We start from the raw sequence: 21590 nt of genomic DNA on the forward strand, positions 1-21590 counted from the left end.
GTATGGCTGCTCAAAACAAATGCGTATTCCTCGACCGCGATGGAGTACTGAACGAGGATTGCCCGGACTATTTATATAAGCTGGAAGAACTGGTGATTCCCGAAGGAGTTGCTGAAGCGTTGCAAATGCTGAAAGAGGCTGGCTATCTGCTCATTGTGATTACCAACCAGGCGGGCATTGCGAAGGGATTGTACACTGCTGATAATGTGTACGCCATTCATGAGGCAATGCAAAAAGTATCCGGTAATGCGCTGGATGACTTGTATTTCTCACCTTACCATCCGTCCTATTCCGGTAACTCGTTATCACGGAAGCCAGGTTCGCTGTTAATTGAAAAGGCGATGGCCAAATATGGTATCGACCCCGCAAAGTCGTGGATGATTGGTGACCGCGACAGGGATATGGAAGCAGGAAAGAATGTGGGTTTGAAAACGGTGCATATCATCCCGAATGCAGAAGCGTCGACAGGAGATTATGCCGCTGTGGATTTGCTGGAAGCCGCGAAGTTGATATTGCAGCAGTAAACTAAGCTTTTACTACCGGCGCAGGCTGGGTTTTCTGTACGGACCCGTAAGCAGGGCAGGCATGTTTGGTGCAGGATGATGCCACCGCCAATGTTCCGCAAACAGCTACAAGAAGTAAGATCTTTTTCATTTTCCAGTTCGTATAAGATTTTGTCACTACAAAAATATAAAATTAAGTTCTTTGAATGAGCGTTTTAGCCTGACTAATAACGAACTCATTCAAAGAACTTTATATACGGCATCAGATTTTTGTTTCCGCCAGCTCCTCTTCGGGCTCTACCTTTGGCTTCTCAACCGCCGGCTTGCCGTCCTGCGCTCCGAAAGGCTCCTCTTTAAAACCCAGAATGCGCAACATCGAGTCGCTGTTCTGCTCGTCGGCGAAAACGCGTGTGGTAATGCGGCCATCCTCGTCGCGATCCACCAGCACGTGCTTCGGCGCGGGGATGAGGCAATGCTGAATGCCGCCGTAACCGCCGAGTGATTCCTGGTATGCGCCGGTGTGGAAGAAACCGATGTATTGCGGTTCGTTGTCTTCAAAAATCGGCATGTACAAGTCGGCGCTGTGCATTTCTGAATTGTAGAAATCCTGCGAGTCGCACGTTAATCCACCGAGATTGACCTTTTGATAAGGATTATCCCAGTTATTGATCGGCAGCATAATGTATTTCTGGTTCATACCCCAAGAATCCGGTAGCTGGGTAATGAACGATCCATTGATCATGTACCAGAGCTCCTTGTCGTTTTGCAGCTTTTTATCGATGATTTCGTAAATCACCGCACCGCTTTCACCGACCGTATAGCTTCCGAATTCCGTGAAAATATGCGGAACAGGGACATTATTTTTATTACAAATCCACTGAATGTTCTCAATGATCTCGTCGATCATCTGCTGGTAATCATAGCCGGCCTGCAACGAGGTTTGGATCGGAAGACCGCCACCGATGTCGATCGAGTCGAGATCAGGGCAGAGTTTCTTCATTTCGCAGTACTTGAACATGAAGCGGGTCAATTCACTCCAATAATAAGCGCTATCTTTGATACCGGTGTTAATGAAGAAGTGCAGCATTTTGAGCTTAAAACGTGGGTTCGGCTCGATTTTCTCTTTATAAAGCTGCTGTACATCGTTGTACCGAATACCCAGACGCGAGGTATAGAACGCAAAATTCGGTTCTTCGTCCGTCGCAATGCGCATTCCGAAATGCACCGAATCCGCCGTTACCTGCTGTTCATAAGATTCAATTTCTTTGAGGTTATCCAGAATAGGCACCACATTGAAGCCTTCGTTGATCAGCTCGCTCAGGTATTGCGTGTAGCGCGGCAGCTTGTAGCCGTTCGCGAGAATGTAAGTGCTCTTATTAACCTTGCCACGACGGTAAAGCTCCCGGATAATGGGGATATCGAACGCGGAAGACGTTTCGATATGGATATTATGCTTTAAAGCCTCTTCCAGCACAAAGCTGAAATGCGACGATTTCGTGCAGTAGCAATAGGTATAGGTGCCTTTGTAATTATGTCTTTTGAAGGCATTCCGGAAGAACATGTTCGCATTCTCGATGTGCTCTCCGATCTTGGGCAGATAATTGATCTTTAACGGTGTACCATGTTCCTTGATGATATCCATCAGAGGTACATTGTTGAACAGCAACTCATTATTATCAACGTTAAACTCCATGGTCGGGAACTCGAACGTCTGCTGAATCAGGTCAATGTAGCTTTTCATTGATTTGTTTGTCGCGATGGCAATTAGTGAATTGGGTGTTAAAAAATAGGAACGAAAATGGCCCGAAAATTGGGCAGAATATGTGTCATTTCCAAACAAGCATCACCTGCAAATCATTCCCATTCGGAAGCAATTTATCGCTCTATTTCCCAAGTTCATACCTGAAAATCCCCGCTTAATAATTTTTTAATTGACCAACCCGCGGCCAACTGCCTATTTTCAGGCCGTAAATTGAAAAACCTGGGTTGGCGAACAGGCTTTCAAGCTCATTCCCAGCGTTTTGTATCAACCTATTTATTCTTGATATAATCCTATTCAAAATTTATACATTTCTCAACAGCTAAAAACCATTCCTATGATTCTTCTCAAAACGGCGGCGCTCTCCAAACGTCCGAAAGGCCGCCAAATCTGCTAATAACCAGCGTTTAAGGCCCGTTTTTCGCTCTCTATGTGCCTTCATTGACCGTAACCGTGTACTAATGCACAGAAAACTTTAAACATTTTCAAAGTTTTCTTGGTTTTTGTCATTCGAAAATTTCAAATTTGTCGCTGTGAAAGAGCGAATTATAAAATCGGCACTGAACCTTTTCTGGCGCTATGGCATCCGCAGCGTCACGATGGATGACATTGCCCGTGACCTTGGAATTTCGAAGCGTACCATTTACCAGCATTACTCCGACAAGGAGGCCATTCTTGCCCTTGTGATCCAGGAAGAGATCCGGGAGCAGAAATGTGAGATGCAAAAACTGGAAGCGCTCGCCGAGAACCCCATCGAGGAAGCGATGTATGCCACGGTGCAAATGCAGGAAACGCTCGCCGAGATGAACCCGACGCTGCTGTACGATCTGAAAAAATACTATCCCAATGCCTGGGAGCTTTTCCAGAACTACAAGCATGAATACATTATCCGGAACATCCGGGACAATCTGCTAAAAGGAATCGAAATGGGCCTCTACCGCCCTGATATCGACGCAGATGTACTTTCGCTCCTGCGCGTGGAGCAGATCGTCCTCGCTTTCGACCCGACCGTTTACCCTGCCAAGAAATTCAGCATGATGCACGTGCAAACGCAATTCCTGAATCATTTTTTGCGGGGCATACTTTCGGAAAAAGGCTTTGAATACTACAACACCATAAAAGATAAACCAGCAACTGAACTCAATATCCATGAAAAATGCCAGAACAATACGTAGCACTTTGATGCTGCTCGCGGCACTCATCCCTTTTGTACCACTTCATGCACAAACCGGCTACTCGCTCAAAGAAGCCGTTGATTACGCCGTTAAGCACAATCTGAATGTCAAGAATGCACAGCTCGATGCCGTTTCCGCAGAAGCCCGCATCGGAGAGATCCGCGCGGCGGGTTTGCCCCAGGTGACCGGCGCGGTTTCGCTGACGAACAACATCATTATTCCGAAGTTTTTCTTCCCGGCCAAAACCTTCGACCCGACGGCACCGGACGATGCACCGCCTACCCCGGTTGAATTCGGTATTCCATGGCAGGGGTCAGCTTCCGCGACTTTAAACCAGCTGATTTTCAATGGCTCGTACTTTATCGGACTGAAAGCGGCAGCTACTTATCGCGAGTTGGCGCAAAAAACCACCACGTCGTCAAAAGTATCTGTTGCAGAGCAGGTTACTAAGGCATATTACTCGGCGCAAGTCGCGGAGGAGCGGGCCAAATTGCTCGATCTGAACATCGCCCGCGTAGACTCGTCCATGCGCGAGACGAAGGCCATGAATGCGAGCGGTTTTGTGGAATTGCTCGATGTAAACCGCCTTGAAGTGCAGATCAACAACCTGCAAACCGAGCGCCAGAAAGTGCAGAACCTGATCGAGCTCAGCTATGCATTGCTGAGGTTCCAGATGGGAATGCCGGCAAACGAACCTATCAAGCTGACTGACGACATTAATGCCGTGAATGTGGCCGAGCTCCGGTCGGAATCGACAAGCCAGGATGTGAGCTACGAGAAACGGATCGAGTATTCATTGCTGAATACGCAGGAAAAACTGGCAATGCTCGACTTGCGCAATGTGCGGAGCGGCTATTTGCCGAGTCTTTCCGGCTCACTCGGCTATGGCTACAATGCGGGTATGGACAAATTTTCCCAGCTGTTTACCAACCAGTGGTTCAACAACATGGTACTCACCGTGAACCTGAACATCCCGATCTTCGACGGTTTTACCAAAAAATACCAGGTTAACCAGAAAAAGATCGCGATCGATAAGGTTAAAAACAATCAGAACCTCTTGAAACAGTCGATCGATCTGGAAAACAATCAGGCGAGCATCAATATCAAGAATGCATTTGCCACACTGGAAACCCAGAAACGGAACCTGACGCTCGCCGAGGAGATCGTACGCGTCACGAAGATCAAATACAAAGAAGGTGTAGGCTCAAACATCGAGGTGGTCAATGCCGAATCTTCTTTGAAGGAAGCACAGACGAACTACTTCACCGCATTGTACGACCTGATGATCGCCAAAGTGGATCTCAGCAAGGCCAAGGGCGAGCTTTATTCCGAGTAATACCATTAACACTTAACAAAATTTGAAACAGCTACTTACCAATACCATGAAAAGCAATATTCTCATTATAACCGCTATTGCCACCATCCTGGCCTCCTGCTCCGCCAAGAAAGAAGGTTTGGAAGGCAAAAAACAAGAGCTTGCCGAGCTGAAAGCCCAGCACGTAGAGAATGAAAAAAAGATCAAAGCACTCGAAATCGAGATCGGCAAACTGGATCCGAAGAAATCGACGGAAGCCAAAGTAAAACCGGTGTCGATCGATACGCTGGATGCCGAGACATTCAAGCATTACGTGGAGCTGCAAGGCACCGTGGATGCGAAAAACAATGTTTTGGTTACGCCTAAAACAGGCGGCGCGATCGTGGCGATGTACGTCAAGGAAGGCGACGCGGTGAAAGCCGGCAGCGTGATCGGAAAAATCGATAACAGCATTCTTACGGAATCTATCGAAGAGCTGAAAACTTCGCTGAGCCTGGCGAACACGATTTACGAAAAGCAAAAGAACCTTTGGGATCAGAAAATCGGCACCGAGATTCAATTCCTGCAAGCGAAGAATAACAAGGAGGCCCTGGAAAAGAAACTGGTTACGCTGAATGCGCAGCTTTCGCAGACCAACATCGTATCCCCGATGTCGGGCGTGGTAGACCTCGTGAATGTGAAAGTAGGTGAAATGGCTTCCCCGGGCATGGGCGTGGTACGCGTGGTGAACCTGGGCAACCTGAAAGTGTCGGCGAAGGTGTCGGACGTGTATGCGGCCAGTGTGAAGAAAGGCGACGAGGTGATCGTGAAGTTTCCTGACCTGAAAAAGGAATTCAAAGCACGCGTGACATTCGTGAGCACCGCCGTGGACCCATTGTCGAGAACATTCTCCATCGAGGCCAACCTGCCTTCCGACCGTGATATCAAGCCTAATATGATGGCGCAGGTGCAGATCAACGACGCTACCAGCAAAAATGCATTGGCAATCGACCAGAACTACGTTCAAAGCACCGAGAAAGGAAATGTAGTGTACGTAGCCGTGGCCGAAGGCAACAAAAAAGTAGCCAAGGCGAAAGAAGTGAAAACCGGCCTGAGCTACAATGGCAAAGTCGAGATCCTTTCGGGCCTTTCGGCAGGCGATGCCCTGATCACGCTGGGTTACCAGGAAGTATCGGACGGCCAGCCGATCAGCTACTAAGAGGAAGAGTGACGGCCATGAGGGTCAGTTATAGTCAGTGAGTCAGGATTCGTCCATCATTCACTCATTCAATCATTCACTCATTCAAAATTGATTTTATGAAATTCAACGAATATAAAACCCTAGGCTTCACCAACTGGTGCGTAGAGAACAGGACGACGATCTACATCTTTACGTTCATCATTACGCTGGCGGGGTTCATGGTGTACAATAACCTGCCGAAGGAGCAGTTCCCGGACATTAAAATCCCGCAGATATACATTAACACAGTGTATTTCGGGACCGCGCCGGCCGATATCGAAAATACGATCAACAAACCGATCGAGAAACAGCTCAAATCCCTCAACGGGGTTAAGAAGATCAAATCCAATGCATTGCAGGACGTATCGGTAATCCTGGTGGAATTTACACCGGATGTGGCCGTGGAAGTGGCCTTGCAAAGGGTAAGGGATGCGGTGGATAAGGCGAAAACCGATCTACCCCAGAACCTCGACTCCGGCCCGACCGCCCAGGATGTGAACTTCTCCGAGTTCCCGATCATGAACGTCAACATTGCGGGCAATTATTCTTTGAAACAATTGAAGGAATACGCCGAAGATTTGCAGGACGGGATCGAAGCATTGCCGGAGATCACCCGCGTGGATATCCTTGGTGCATTGAACCGCGAGATCCAGATCAATGTGAACCTCGACCGCATGAAATCGACCGGTTTGACATTCTATGATGTTCAAACCGCGATCCAGGGTGAAAACATCAACGTTTCCGGTGGTGAGCTGAATGTGCAGGGCGTGCGCCGTACGCTGCGTGTGAAAGGCGAGTACACCGACGTGAACGATATGGCGAACATCCGCATCCGCACCTCCACAGGCGCGACCGTCCGCCTGGGCGACATTGCGGAAGTAGCCGACAGCTTTGAGGAGCAACAAGACTTCGCACGTTTGGCCAACAAGTCGGTAATTACGCTGAACGTGATCAAACGCTCCGGTGAAAACCTTGTGGACGCGGCAGATAAAATTGAAAATGTAATTGCAGACTTTAAGGAAAACCGTTTTCCTGCCGGTCTGGATGTGAAAATCACCGCCGACCAGTCGATCCAGACCCGTGCCGATTTGCATGACTTGATCAACACCGTTGTACTCGGTTTTATTTTCGTGGTAATGGTATTGATGTTCTTCATGGGTGTGCGCGACGCGATCTTCGTGGGGCTTTCGGTCCCCTTGTCGGCATTGGTAGCATTCGTAATGATGCCCATTATCGGCCCGCTCGTCGGCACCGAATTTACACTGAACACGATCGTACTCTTCGCATTCCTCCTCGGTATCGGGTTGGTGGTGGATGATGCGATTGTGGTAATCGAGAACACGCACCGCTTGTTCAATATGCATAAGGATTGGACTATCCAGCAAGCGGTAAAAGCGGCTGCCGGAGAGGTGTTTATTCCGGTACTTTCGGGTACACTTACCACCATTGCGCCATTCTTCCCGCTGCTGTTCTGGTCGGGTATTGTGGGGGAATTCATGAAATTTATGCCGCTGACGCTCATTATTACGCTTGGGGCCTCGCTTTTTGTGGCTTATGTGATGAACCCGGTGTTCGCGGTGTCGTTCATGGGCCGTCATGATGACGAAAAAGAAGCGCACGACACGAGTTTCAAAGCAATACGCAGGCCCGTAATCATTCTGGCAGTTGCCGCAGCAATCGGTTACGCGATTGACCGCGGGGTGGGTAATTTCTTTGTATTTATATTGATACTCTGGATTTTCAACCACTACATTCTGACGCCACGCATTCTCGTTCCGTTCCAGGATAACCTGCTGCCCGCGCTTAAAAACGGCTACCGCAGGCTGATCGACTGGCTTTTGAGAGGTTGGAGACCGGTAGTAGCGATTGGGGCGGTGTTCCTATTACTGATTGCGACATTCATTATTACCGGCATTGCGCAACCCCAGGTACTGTTCTTTCCAAGCGGCGATCCTGACTATGTGTATGTCTACAACAAATTACCGATCGGTACCGACGCACGTGTGACCGACTCGGTAACCAAAATCATCGAAAAACGTGTTTTTGATGTTTTGGAAAAGGAGAAGGCTATGGATATGGTGAACTCCGTGATTGCCAACGTAGGTAAAAACGCCGGTGACCCGTACAATCCCGACCGCTCGGCTACACCTCACAAATCGAAGATCACTGTTGCATTCGTATACGGTACCGAACGTGGCGGAAGATCGTCCGAGGCAATACTGCGCAAAATACGCGACGCCGTTTCGGGCATCCCGGGCGCTGAAATCTCCGTAGAACGCGAAGCAGTGGGCCCTCCGACCGGTAAGCCTATTTCGATCGAAATTTCGGGAGATGAATTTGAGGTACTTCAAAAACTCGAAAAAGACGTACTGAAAAAGGTGCAGGATTCGGGCATCGAGGGTATCGACCAGCTCCGTTCCGACCTCGTTACGAACAAACCCGAAATCGTGATCGATATCGACCGCGAAAAGGCGCAGCGGGAAGGCATCAGCTCGCAGCAGATTGCATTGGCGGTCCGTACGGCGTTGTTTGGTCTAGAAGTTTCGAAATTCCGCGACGACAAGGACGAGTACCCGATCATGGTAAGGCTTGAAAAAGACGACCGTGAGCAGATCGAGAAGCTGTTGAGCCTGAATGTGGTTTACCGCGATATGAACATGGGCGGTGCATTGCGCCAAGTGCCTATCACGTCAGTCGCGAACATCCATTACTCCACCACTTTCAGCCAGATCAACCGCCAGGACCAGCGCCGGATCGTAACCCTGGGCTCCGATGTATTGCCCGGCTTCAACGCGAACGAAATTGTGGCGCAGATTCAGACCCTGATCGCGGACATGGAAGTACCGAACGGCTACATTATCAAAATGGGCGGTGAGCAAGAAGAGCAGGCCGAATCGATGTCCTTCCTCGGAACGGCATTCGGCGCGGCGATCATGCTGATTTACCTGATCCTCGCGACGCAATTCAACTCGGTGATCAAACCATTCATTATCTTCTTCACGATCGTGCTCTCGCTGATCGGCGTGTTGCTGGGCTTTGTGATCTTCAACAAGGACTTCTCGATCATCATGTCGGGTGTGGGTATCATTGCATTGGCGGGTATTGTGGTGAAAAACGGTATCCTGCTCATCGAGTTCATCGAAGAGCTCCGCGGGCGCGGGTACCCCATGCGCGAAGCCATTATCGAGGGCGGTGCGATCCGTCTGACCCCGGTACTACTCACCGCCTCTGCGGCTGTACTGGGCCTCGTACCACTTGCATTGGGTATCACCGTCGATTTCGTCGGCCTCTTCCGCGATCTCGAACCCCACCTCATCGTCGGCGGGCCGAGCTCCGTGTTCTGGAATATCCTTGCCTGGACTATCATTTTCGGTCTCACATTCTCGACCTTGCTGACGCTCATTATGGTACCATGTATGTACTACGTCAACGAGCGCGTCCGCGACAAGTGGTTCCGCAAGGGCAAGCCGGAGGCTGTGAACCCGAACTGGCAGAACGAAACGATCTGATTTTCAAGAGGATTATTGTCTATTTTCGTTGTAATGCAATTTTTTCACAATGGAAATAGACAATAATCCAAAACATTTATAGATTTGCAACCCCAAAGAACAGCCGTCAGGCCTTCTTAAAAAGTTCGGGATGTAGCGCAGCCCGGTAGCGCACTAGCATGGGGTGCTAGGGGTCGCAAGTTCGAATCTTGTCATCCCGACATTGATTATCAGCCACTTACGATGAAAATTGTAAGTGGCTTTTTTCTTAGGTCGAACATAGGTCGAACATTTTTCCTAAGAATCATTGAGTTTTTCTGAGTTCGTCCGACTCATTTTCTCCAATTTTTAGACTTGACTTAGTTAACATAAGAAAAGTTATCCTGACCATCAGAAAAAGCGTAAATCTTTGGTTAACGTATCAACCATTTCAATCGGCAGCCAAGCTATTAGTTTCAGCTAAAAGACGTTTTATACGGTTATTTTTGAAATGGCATCTTAGATGTACAATTATCAATTATGAAAAATTATCTATTTTCAGTCATTTTGCTTATTGTTCTGGGTGCCTGCAAGAAGGATAGTCCGCAACCAGAGCCAGAGATTGAAGCCATTGTAGGCAAATGGAAGCTTACAGCTTATGAAAAGATGGTAAATGGAACGAATAGCTGGGTTCCGACAGATAGGGGGCCACACTACATGGTTGTCAGATACGATGGGCTGATACTCGATTTGAATGGCTGTCCCAATTGTGCACCACGATCATATTATGTGAACGGGAAGCTTTTTGAAGTGAACCCTAAGGCAGAAATAAAAGCTAGTCTCAATTGTCCATTGGTCGATTGTATTGGATGCGCTACATGGGATATGACTCAATCTGAAAATGAGCTTATCGTGACACACTGTGCCCCATCGAAGACAAGGTCAAAATACATTCGAGAGTAAAATTAGCAGCACATGTCCATACCCACATTTATTAGTAGTTGTGAGCAGCGAATTGTCACAAGTAACCTTGCTCCGTGAGACACTTTCATTTATTTACACCTGGCCGCCCCGGTTGACGCAACAACTGTATGTAAAATCTTAGACTATGCTGGCTGACGGTTCACCTATCAACCGGATTACATCCTGCTAGTGGTTCCTGCCACATATTCCCCAGGTTTTGTGAGACATCAAAATTCACAAATATTCAGAATTTACGATATTTAATTTTATCTATATATTTGAGACAGAGACTGCGCTAAAATAGTTTGACTCCATGGTGCTTCCTGCACAATTCACAACAAGACAAGCGGTTAAGCTAAATTTAACTTATCTACATTTCATGAACTGCTGTCTGCTTAAGCCGTTATTTTCTAGTATAAGTACGCTGTCTGAAAGAGTAGCAATTTGATAGCGAATATCAGGAATTGGTATAAGCCCATGCCATATTCCAACATAGCGCGTATGGAAGGTCTTGCCTGTTACTCGATATTCCCAAGGCTGTTCCTCAGCTGGTCGACAAGTGTCTGACGAATCAGATGCCATGTTGAGGTTCTTCTTACAAATGGGCGCTTCCGGAACAACTCAAGACAGAGTTCAGCACAAATTGATGATGGCCGCTGCCAAAAAGAGAAAACTGGATGTAGTTTGTAAGAAAACATTATTATCTTTTCGAGCTAAATATCAGACTATCGAAGCTCAAAATTTCTTTTTGTTATTTCCCGTATTTCGGCACTATTAGATATAAACTAACCAACACTTAATGAAATTAATTATTACTTGTCTCTTTATTTGCTTGGCAGGACTCGTTTTCGCTCAAAATTCAACCATTCCAATTCTACATACATCTTCTGACAGTCTGATCATGTATCTGGATGGACAAAAAGATGAATTCAATGGTGTTAATAAAATTGGCTCCCAGTTTAATTATAGCTTTGTAGTTACAACGGATTCATCTGTATTTGCGCTGGTGTCAAAATCTGACTCCATTTCTCTTATACTCAAACCTAAAAAGAATAGTGTTTTTAAAATTGTACGCGAATCCAAAGGAGACACCGTAACCTGTATTTTTACTACACAGAAATATGTCAAACCCGCTACTTTCAGCGATAAATATAAAACAGATAATAACGGTAAGATCATTATCGAGATTCCGGAAGTTTATGAGTTGATGAATATTATCATCGCATTTACTGAATATGGTAAAACAGGTGTTATCAACAAGGAAACGGAATACTACAAAAAAGTAATTGCTCATTTTACGCCACATAAGAACGATGCGGTTGTGTCGACTGTCGATTCTTTGTTGAAAATAGCCCCCGCCTTTTACTATTACTATTTGAAAATGGATAGTTATGCTTTTGTGTTTTCTGGAAACAAAATCATCAATGGAGGCGTGTATGACCGTCCTGGCGGGGGAGAAAGAAATGAGTTAGAATATTATATCCCGGCATTGCAGGCATTTGCTATAAAATCGGATTTCAGAGGATTTTATAAACGCCAGTCAAATTACTATTCAGAACTCAAAAAAGATTACACCAATAGCATCAATATAGCCAGTATGAAAGATTGGCTGGGAAAACAGTTTCCCACGACCAGGTATTCGGCTACAAAAGTAATTTTTTCTCCTTTGGTTGGATGGAATCAATCTGCCAGTTTTTTTAGTGATAATGGCTTTACAGAAGCACATGCACATGTTAATTTTCCTTTTGTAAACCAGGACGGTAAAAAGTTACCAGCCGATATACTGAAAGGTCAACGCATGAAAATTGCATTCACCGAAATTAACCATGGGTACATTAATCCGGAAGCAGAGAAATACAGAAAAATAATCGACAGTGCATTCAAAGATTTATCCAAATGGACTACGATAGGTAAACCGTCTCCCACATATATTACTCCCCTGACTTGCTTTGAAGAATACATGAATTGGGGACTGGTTACGCTGTATTATTTAGATATTTTTGATAAAAAATCGTTTGATATGCTCAATATGGGAAATGAAAAAACGATGATCGAACTGCTTGGCTTTCAACGATTTAAAGAATTCAATGAAGAACTGTTGCGCTTGTACAGAAATAAAAAACCAAGTCAAACTGTTGCGGATTTGTATCCTGCTATTATCGAGTGGGCAGCCAAATGAGAGACAATTAAATACTAATAAGTGTTTAAGGCTTTTTAGCGTCGAGTTATGTGATTCAACGCTGCCCAGTCGGTTTTGGGGTGCCAGGAGTCGCAAGCGGCCGCCGCGCGGTTCGAATCATGCCATCCCGACATTGAAAATCAACCACTTACAACCAAGAGTTGTAGGTGGCTTTTTTCGTTAGATCGAACATTCCTTATCCAATCGACATGCACTCGAATTAATTCTAAAAATATTAACACCCCGGTTCGATTGTTCCTTCTCTAACAATGTCTCAGATTTACATCCTGAATAACCAACGCCTCTATTTATCCATTTCCATTTAATGGAACGCATCGTAATTATTGACAGTCAAACCATTGTAAGAATCGGATTTGTATCGCTATTCCTCGAACAGTTCCCAGGCTCCCAGATCATCGAATGCTTTTCGCTGGACGAAGGCCTTCCCTATCTCACCAGGGACATCGCAGATCTGATTATCCTCGACCTTAAACCGAAAGAAATCAAAAGATTAGCTGCATTTACCAAGGGCAATCGCGGGGCGAAAAAGCCGAAAATCCTCATTTACAGCTCCATGGACGAGGAGAAATATGCATTGCAATCCCTGCAATGGGGTGCGGAGGGATTTCTGCCCAAAGAAGCCACCCGCACCGAACACCTCAATGCGATCAGGGCGATAAGCTGCGGACAGCGGTACGTGAGTCCGAAAATACAGCAACAGCTGTTTGCCCAGATGGTCTCCGAACCTTCGCCGGTAGCGCCGGGCAAAAACGAAAAACTGTCCGATCTCGAAAGTGACGTCGCCCGGCTTTTAATGAAAGGTATGGCCGTGCCCGAAATCGCAGAACGCCTTTCCACGGACATTGCGGCCATCAAATCCGTCAAAAACAGCGTCTTTGCCAAAACCGGCGCGGGCAAGACGCTCGAAGAGGTCCAGCAGCTGAACCAGCAAAGGCAGGAATCTTGTTAGCGCCCCCGCTGATTTGTCGCGAAAATTCTACTTGCAAAAGTTTTCACCGGTTACATATTAAAAGCTGCAAAAATCGAAATAGTTCTATATTTGCAGGCACGCAAAACGCCATCGAGCTCAACCTGCATGGTCGGGTAAGACCGGCTCATTCTGCAATTGATCAAAACTTCACCCCTCTTCAAGAATTCTATCCCCAGTTCGGACGATGTTAAAAGTACATATTATTGATGATCACGAGGTTGTAAGAATGGGGATGAAAATGGTACTGAGCGATTCATTCCCCGATGTGCTCGTCTCCGATTCCACGACATTTCCGGAAGGGCTGGCCACGATTGCTATTGAGCCATTCGACCTGATCGTACTCGACATCAATGTTCCGGGCGGGGAAGAAACCAAAATGGTAGATCTGATCAGGCTGCACCAGCCGGATATTAAAATACTCGTTTTCAGCGCATTGGACGAGGAAAAACATGCATTACGCTATTTACAGGCGGGTGCTAATGGTTTTTTGCACAAAAATTCAGGTAAAGACCAGTATGAGGCGGCCATCAAATCGGTGCTGCGTAACGACCGCTACCTGAGCTCTTCCATGCAGCAGGAATTGCTGAGCCGCGTGGTGCAGCGCCGCTCCCTCACTTCCCTTAAAACACTCGAAAGCCTCTCCAACCGCGAAATCCAGATCGCGAAAATGATCGTCGAAGGCAAATGGACGAAGGAAATTGCGACCATTCTCGGCCTGAAAGAGAACACGATCAGCACATTCAAAAAGAAAATTTTCGAGAAAACCGGCGTCTCCAATGCCATCGAACTAGCCAAGAAATTCAACGAGGCTTATTGATTTATCTCCCCTAAAAAATCGGTACTTTCTATAATCCGGGTTATAATCATAGCCCGGCGGAATGCCCGTTGCCTTTCAATTCCTTCCCCGCAATTCCTGCTTTCCCTCCGACAGCAAAACCGTTGCAAGAGATCTTTTCTCTTCAAATAATAGAAGTAATTCTATCGATAATCGATCGCCGACTTCTATCTATTTCTATATAGCCTGATCTAGTTTTGATGCCGAGATCAAACAGCTCATGCACCCATTTCTTCGATAGCCAATCACCATGCCGCTAATACCCGGCAATGCAATTCACCCGAAAATTCTGACTCCACCTGAATCCATATCAATCCATTGAAATGCCTGTTTTCTGACGCACTTGCACACACGGTTTCCTTAAATGTCCCACCCAAAACCCCGATGCCTATGACAAAATAAAAGCAGTCTCAAATCCATTTGTTCATTCAAAATCAAACGATTATGCAAAAACAACTATTAATGTTTTTGGCATTGTTCGCTGTGGTCTGCTTTGGGGCACAGGGGCAAAACCAAACATCAATTTCTGCGAATGCGACTATCCCCGAAACCAATGCGGTCACGGATAAATTTCAAAGTGGCCAGGTTCGGGCATTTGCAGAAAACAAAGGCCAGATCATCGACATCGGCGGTAAGGCTAACAAAAATGTCAGGTATCTTTTGAATATGCCGGGGCTCAATGTACAGTTGCGCCAGACGGGTTTCAGCTACGACACCTATAAAGTACAGTCCGCGGGCGGGAAAGTCAGCCGTAAATACCATCGCGTGGACATTGAACTGGAAGGTGCTAACCCGGCAGCGAAAATCGTCGCGGCCAAACCCGCAGGCGGCACCCAGAACGTGATTAACGAACGGGGTGATTTCCTGGGCATACGCCAGTTCGAACAGGTTACCTACCGCGACATTTATCCGGGTATCGACCTGGAATTCGTAGCGGGCCAGGGTAACGGGAAACCGGTGGAGTACAACTTCATTGTACATCCGGGCGCCGATGCATCCGCGATCAAAATGCGCTATAAAGGTGCCGATAAGATGGCATTGCAAAATGGAAAAATCGTCATGAACCTGCGCCATGGAAAGCTCAGCGAACAAATCCCTGCAAGCTGGCTGGCCCAGACGAAAAAAGCGGTAAAAGTGGGATACAGGTCGCTTGATAGCGATTTGTTCGCGTTTAATGTTCCGGCTTATGACAAAAGCAAAACGCTGGTGATCGACCCGACTCCTAATGTGGAATGGGCTACTTACTACGGTGGTACAGGTGACGAACAGATCCGCTCGGTAGCGACCGACCCGGATGGAAACATCTATGTGACCGGTACCACCACGAGTACCAGCAACATCGCCACAGCCGGAACGTCGCAGACAGCGCTTGGCGGCGATATCGACATTTTCGTTGCCAAATTCAACAGCAATGGTGTGCGTCAATGGGGAACATACTATGGAGGCGCCGGCAAGGATGAAGGTAACAGCATTACCTATTCCAACGGCCAGGTATATATCGCCGGAGAAACGATCAGTGCCGGTATGGCAACTGCCGGCGCATTTCAGGATAGTCCGGGTCCCAATGGGGTTGGAATCAATTCTATCATAGCGCGGTTCAACGTCGCTACAGGTAACCGAAACTGGGCGACCTACTACGGCGGCGGCATTACTTCATTCGCCAGCCGGATAAGCGTCGACGCGAACGGAAATATCTTCGTTTTAGGCGGGACTGCCGTAAACCTCTTTCCGCTTTCGTCCTGCGCGCCGGGCAATATTGCAACGGCCGGAACGTACCGTCAGGGAAACGGATGTACTAACAGCTGGCTCGCTAAATTCAACTCCGCGGGGGCTAGGCTATGGGGAACTTTTGTGGCCGGTTCGGATCTCAAAGCGATCGCGAGCAGAAGCAGCTACGCATTGGACGTAGATGCTGCCGGAAACGTATATGTGGGCGGATCTACGGCACTCAGTGCCACCTACGATGCTTCACTCGCATTCGGCGTCGGCGAAGGCACGGCCATTACCACCGACCGCGGTTACCTGATGAAGTTCAACACCAACGGCGGCCGGGTTTGGGGCAGATTCTACGATGGAACCTTCACCGATCTGAAAGTAGACGAAGCGAATAACCGCATCCAGACAGTCGGTTACACCACTAGTGCGACGGGCATTGCCTCTACGGGTGCTTACAAAACGACCAAAGTCCCCGCAACCGACGGTTTCTGGGTAACCTTCGACATGGCCGGGCATTACCAGAAAGGTACTTACCTGGGTGGCCAGGGCCTCACCTACGGGATGGGGGTAAAGGTGGATAATACCGGCGATGTGATCGTAGCCGGGCACAGTACCGCTGCCGGCAACGAACTATCCACCAATTGCAGCTTCCAGACGAGTCCGGCGGGCAATGTGGATGCGTTCATCAACAAATTCAGCGCGTCGTCAGGCCAGCGTATCTGGGGCACCTACTATGGAGGCCCGGGATTCGACTATACCGGTTATGTGTCACCCGGCGGGACCTTCGGGATGGACCCGGCTTTCTCTTCCCCGCTGGCTATTACGGAGGGTAACAAACCTGTTTTGGCAGGTTACTCGGGTGCGGGAAGCCCTAACCTGGCTACCGAAGGGTCGCACCAGCGGACGCATGGCGGCGCCACCGATGGCTGGATTGCCAAATTCAACACGGGCGAGCTACCTGCGGGATTTGCCGTAGCTTCCTCTTCATTGAGCCCGATGTCGCAAAATGCCTGTATCCTCGGTATTCCGGGTATTATTACAGGTAATGCGGTGGGCGCAACGGCCCCTGCGAATTACAGTAGAAAGCTGTTCTACCAGTGGCAGTCGTCCTCATCGGCTTCCGGTCCGTGGACAGACCTGGCGGGCGAGGTTTTCAAAGACCTGCAACCGCTCGCCTCGCAGAGCACAACCTACTATCGTCGTTTGGTAAGGGTCAATACTGATTACTGTAACCAAATCACGGTCGATTCTTCACAGGCCGCGACCGTGCAGATCAACGCGAATGCCTCGCCGATCGCCAATGCCGATGGCCCGCAATGGTATGTCTGCGGAGCAGGTTCCAACACAGTTGCTTTGAATGGCGCCGCAACAGGCGGTACGCCTTCTTATGCTTACCAATGGTATGAAGGAAGCACCAGCAATGGCACACCCCTGGCGACCACCGGCGCATGGACAACCCCTGCCATTACCCGCGCGACTACCTACACATTGCAGGTAACCGACGCAGCGGGCTGCGTGGACATCGACCAGGTAACGGTTGTTCCCGCCATTGCCAATGCGGGTGCCGACAAATCCATCTGCCAGGGTGCAGGCGGGGTACAAATCGGCACGGAGCCGGTGGCTAGCCCGTCGGTACAATACACCTGGTCGGTGGTTTCAGGCGGCGCGCTTTCTACTTTGAGCTGTACTACCTGTGCCCAGCCCATCGCCAACCCGGCTGTTGCAACCACTTACCGTTTGACGGTAACCGTAACCCGCAAGGGAGGAGCTACCTGTACATCTTTCGACGATGTGATCGTAACGCCGATCACCGCGCCGGGTAACACGCTGGCATTCGCAGGTGCGGACAGGACCGTTTGTAAAAACACCACCATTACCATTGGCGGCACAGCGGACAACACTTATGCTTATACCTGGACTCCGGGCCAATATTTATCGGCCTCCCAGGTTGCTAACCCCGTTTACAGCTCGGGAACCGCGCTGGTTACCGGCGGATATACCAATTACACCGTATCGGCAGTAAAAGCGGGTTGCACATTCACCGACGAAGTGAAAGTATACTCGATCAACAACCGCATTACGGATCAGGACGAATTGAATTGCGGCCCGATGTGGAGCACCCATCTCGACGAAGAGAATGCCCCGGGCGCGGTGTACACTTGGAGCGTTGTTTCCGGAAACGGTGTGATATTGCAGACGGCCAAAGAAGGCAGGAACGCCTACCTCAAAAGCAACAGCGGTGTCACCAGATTCCGTCGTACGGTCACGCTGAACAGCGTTTCCTGTATTGCCGAACTCGATGTGGAACCTTGTACGGTTGGTCCAGCATGTGATTTCGACATCGTAACGCTGTCAGATCAGGCTTGTCCTAAAGTGTTCGGCCCACTGGCTGCATTAAAGCTGGGTACTACACTTCCTGCTTCGGACTATAACTTCTCATGGAGCCCCGCCAACCTGGTGGACAATGCCCATGCTGCGGTCGTAAACATTACTTCTACCGCGCCGGCTACCATTACCGTTACGGTGACCAACAAGTACGATGCATCCATCACTTGCCAGGAGTCTATCGTGATCAACCCGCCGGGATGGTCGCTGCCGATATTTGTTGCACCGGACAAATATACTTGCCCGGGCACCTCGATCCAGATCGGCGGCACGCCGGTCTCCGGATTCACCTACGCCTGGACACCCGATCAGGCATTGAGCGCCATCAACATCGCCAATCCGGTTGCCAATGTGACTTCAACCAAGGCGTTTTATGTGGAGATCAAAGAAACTGCATCGGGATGTGTGAACAAAGACACGGTTAACGTAGTCGTTCCGCCTGCGCCCGTGGCCAATGCCGGAAACGACCGTGCAGTTTGTAACGGTTCTACCGTAACACTGGGCTCCCCTGCTCCTGCGGGAACCAACTGGGTGTACTCGTGGGAACCATCCAACACGGCATGGACCAACGGCACCGGGCCAACCGATGCGCAACCACAGGTTCAATTCGCGTTCTCTACGCCGCAATCTTATATCCTCACCGTAACAGACCCATTGACCGGCTGTATGGACAAGGATACTGTGGTGTTGAGAAATACGGTGACTACCGGAGAATATGCCGGTAATGCATTAGCTACCTGCCAGGGTGTAGCTGCGCAACTCGGCCGCGAAGCGGAGCCATTTGCGCAATATGAATGGTTTATGGCTGATGGCGTTACGCCTGCAACCGGTTTGAGCTGCATTACCTGTGCCAACCCGATTGTAACAAACCCCGCGCTTACCACGACTTACACTGTCAAAGTGAGCTACCCGGGCTGTAACACGCCGATGACCGACCAGGTGACACTTACTGTGAACCCGGTACAAGGTTTGGAATTGATTGATAAAAATGTCTGCCCTGCCGGCCCGATCGCGATCGGTTACGGATCAGCGGGCAACCCTGCCGCTCCTGCTGGCGCTACCTATTCATGGGCGCCTGCAGCAGGCCTGAGCAGCGCAACAGTCGCTAACCCGACCGCTACCGTTACGCAGGAACGCATTTACACTGTCACTGTAACACTGCCGAGCGGCTGTATTTTCACAGACGAGGTAAAAGTGAGCCCTTCTGCCAATGCAGGTTCTGATGCCGTACTTTGCCCGGGCGAGTCTACGACCGTAGGCACACCGGCCATCGCAGGCGCTACCTACTCGTGGACAGGCGCAGGCATCGTAGGCGCAGCCAACGTAGCCCAGCCGACCGTGAAGCCAACGACGACCACGACCTATACCGTGAGCGTGACTTTGAATGGCTGTACCACGACCGACCAGGTAGTGGTAACGGTGAACTCACCTGCTGATTTTGCGATCACCGGTAACACTGCGATTTGCGAAGGCGGCGTAGCAACCTTGTCATTGGCCGGTACCGCTCCTGCGAATACCACATGGCAATGGAGCCCGCTCGCGGGTGTAGCAAGTCCTAATGCTACTGCTACCACCGTTGCTGCCGGCTCTACCCAGACTTACCGTCTGACGCAGACCAACCTGAACACGGGTTGCAGCAATTACAAGGAAGTAGTAGTGGTGGTTAATCCAAACACCATTGCCGCTACGGTTGACAATGTTGCCCTTTGCCAGGGCACATCGGCCGCATTGCCTTTGAATGTAACCTCGTCGGGTAACTACTCGTACGTTTGGGCTCCTTCTGTGGGTCTTTCGAATGCATTCGTTGCCAATCCTACCGTTACGACCGGTTCGCCAAGAACTTATACGGTTACGGTAACCGACAACACCAGCCAATGCCAGTTGGTGAAACAGGTGAATGTGGCTATCAACGCCCCTGAGGCATGTTTTGCACCGGTAACCCTTACCGGTAATGTATTCCACGATGCCAATGCATTGAAAGATGTGACCGTCAACAGCACAGCCACCGACCCGTCTATCCCGACTGGTTTGTATGTGACTTTGGTGGATAACACCGGCGCGGCTGTGAAAACAGTGCCTGTGAATGCAGATGGCACTTATGATTTCGGTGTAACTAATCCTGGTGATTACAGCATCGTATTGCACCAGACTTCGACCGGTTCTACCGTGCCAAGCCTTCCTGCGGGATGGGTGAACACAGGCGAGAACCTCGGTGCGGGCGTGGGTAGCGATGCAGCTGTAAACGGTATTCTCACCGGCGTAACCGTTGCGGGTACCAATGTGACCAATGCGAACTTTGGTGTGCAACAACCCCCTCTAACGACCGGCGGAACAGAGCCGACCCAGCCAAACCCGGGCGGCACGACGACCGTAGACCTGACCTCGCATTTCGGCCTGACCGATCCTGACGGAACCGTGACCAGCATTACGTTCACCGAATTCCCGGCGGATGTGACCACGATCACTATCAATGGCACGACCTACGTGGCTCCGGGTACGACGCCTGGCGCAGGACAGCAGGCATGGCCGGCTGGTAACCTTACGGTTCCTGCAACGGGTCTGTCTGTGTTGGTTGATCCTGTCGATGGCGGTGCGGAAGTGGAGATCCCATTCTTCGTGACCGACAATGGAGGTCTGGAAAGTAATGTGAGCGTCGTAACGGCTGATTTCACTATTCCAACCGTAAGTCTTTCCGGTAACGTATTCCACGATGCCAATGCATTGACAGATAACACCGTCAATACAACCGGCTCGGTGACTACGATCCCGACAGGTCTTTTTGTAACGCTGGTTGATAATGCAGGTAACCCTGTGGCAACCGTGCCTGTGAATGCAGATGGTTCTTACGACTTCGGTAATGTGGAACCCGGCACTTACAGCGTGGTATTGCATCAGACAGCGGCCGGCTCGACGGTACCTAGCCTGCCAAACGGTTGGAATAACACCGGTGAGCACCTGGGCGCCAATGCGGGTAGCGATGGTACTGTAAATGGTATTTTGCCAAACATTACCGTGACTACGACCGATGTGATCGACGCTAATTTTGGGGTACAGCAGCCGCCGGTAACGACCGACGAAAACCT

General features: G+C 49.2%; 10 protein-coding genes and 1 tRNA gene. 10 read left to right on the forward strand and 1 reads right to left on the reverse strand.

Going from position 1 to position 21590, the window contains the following annotated elements; all coding sequences use genetic code 11:
* Positions 1 to 2: 2 nt before the first annotated feature.
* Positions 3 to 524: a D-glycero-alpha-D-manno-heptose-1,7-bisphosphate 7-phosphatase gene (locus BLQ88_RS33375; RefSeq protein ID WP_090157366.1), complete on the forward strand. Its 522-nt coding sequence runs from the start codon at positions 3 to 5 to the stop codon at positions 522 to 524.
* 241 nt (positions 525 to 765) lie between these two features.
* Here BLQ88_RS33375 and BLQ88_RS33380 read toward each other — a convergent pair whose 3' ends face one another.
* Positions 766 to 2244 (reverse strand): type III PLP-dependent enzyme domain-containing protein, encoded by a 1479-nt coding sequence (locus BLQ88_RS33380; RefSeq protein ID WP_090157367.1) that lies wholly within the window; start codon positions 2242 to 2244, stop codon positions 766 to 768.
* 551 nt (positions 2245 to 2795) lie between these two features.
* On the opposite strand from BLQ88_RS33380, the gene BLQ88_RS33385 reads away from it, so the two are divergent.
* From BLQ88_RS33385 to BLQ88_RS33430, 9 genes are all read left to right on the forward strand, one after another.
* The gene (locus BLQ88_RS33385) at positions 2796 to 3437 is read left to right on the forward strand and encodes a TetR/AcrR family transcriptional regulator (RefSeq protein ID WP_229212972.1); all 642 of its coding nucleotides are present in this window, start codon (positions 2796 to 2798) and stop codon (positions 3435 to 3437) included.
* The gene (locus BLQ88_RS33390) at positions 3412 to 4773 is read left to right on the forward strand and encodes a TolC family protein (protein ID WP_229212973.1); all 1362 of its coding nucleotides are present in this window, start codon (positions 3412 to 3414) and stop codon (positions 4771 to 4773) included. Before BLQ88_RS33385 ends, BLQ88_RS33390 begins: the two co-directional genes overlap by 26 nt.
* 46 nt (positions 4774 to 4819) lie before the next feature.
* Positions 4820 to 5950 carry an efflux RND transporter periplasmic adaptor subunit gene (locus BLQ88_RS33395; RefSeq protein ID WP_090157370.1) on the forward strand — a complete coding sequence of 377 codons (1131 nt, stop codon included), beginning with the start codon at positions 4820 to 4822 and terminating at the stop codon, positions 5948 to 5950.
* 98 nt (positions 5951 to 6048) lie between these two features.
* Entirely contained in the window at positions 6049 to 9480 is a 3432-nt protein-coding gene (locus BLQ88_RS33400) for an efflux RND transporter permease subunit (protein WP_090157371.1), read from the forward strand.
* Positions 9481 to 9606: 126 nt separating this feature from the next.
* Positions 9607 to 9680, forward strand: a tRNA-Pro gene (locus tag BLQ88_RS33405).
* A gap of 1520 nt (positions 9681 to 11200) precedes the next feature.
* Positions 11201 to 12580: a DUF4932 domain-containing protein gene (locus BLQ88_RS33415; RefSeq protein WP_229212974.1), complete on the forward strand. Its 1380-nt coding sequence runs from the start codon at positions 11201 to 11203 to the stop codon at positions 12578 to 12580.
* Between the two features lie 325 nt (positions 12581 to 12905).
* Positions 12906 to 13550, forward strand: a complete 645-nt coding sequence (locus tag BLQ88_RS33420) for a response regulator (RefSeq protein WP_090157374.1) — start codon at positions 12906 to 12908, stop codon at positions 13548 to 13550.
* A gap of 205 nt (positions 13551 to 13755) precedes the next feature.
* The gene (locus BLQ88_RS33425; RefSeq protein WP_090157375.1) at positions 13756 to 14388 is read left to right on the forward strand and encodes a response regulator; all 633 of its coding nucleotides are present in this window, start codon (positions 13756 to 13758) and stop codon (positions 14386 to 14388) included.
* Between the two features lie 462 nt (positions 14389 to 14850).
* Positions 14851 to 21590: DUF7948 domain-containing protein (locus BLQ88_RS33430; protein ID WP_143016994.1), on the forward strand; the 6740-nt coding region annotated here is incomplete at its 3' end.

Origin of the sequence: Dyadobacter soli (genome assembly GCF_900101885.1) — a bacterium.
GTDB lineage: Bacteria > Bacteroidota > Bacteroidia > Cytophagales > Spirosomataceae > Dyadobacter > Dyadobacter soli.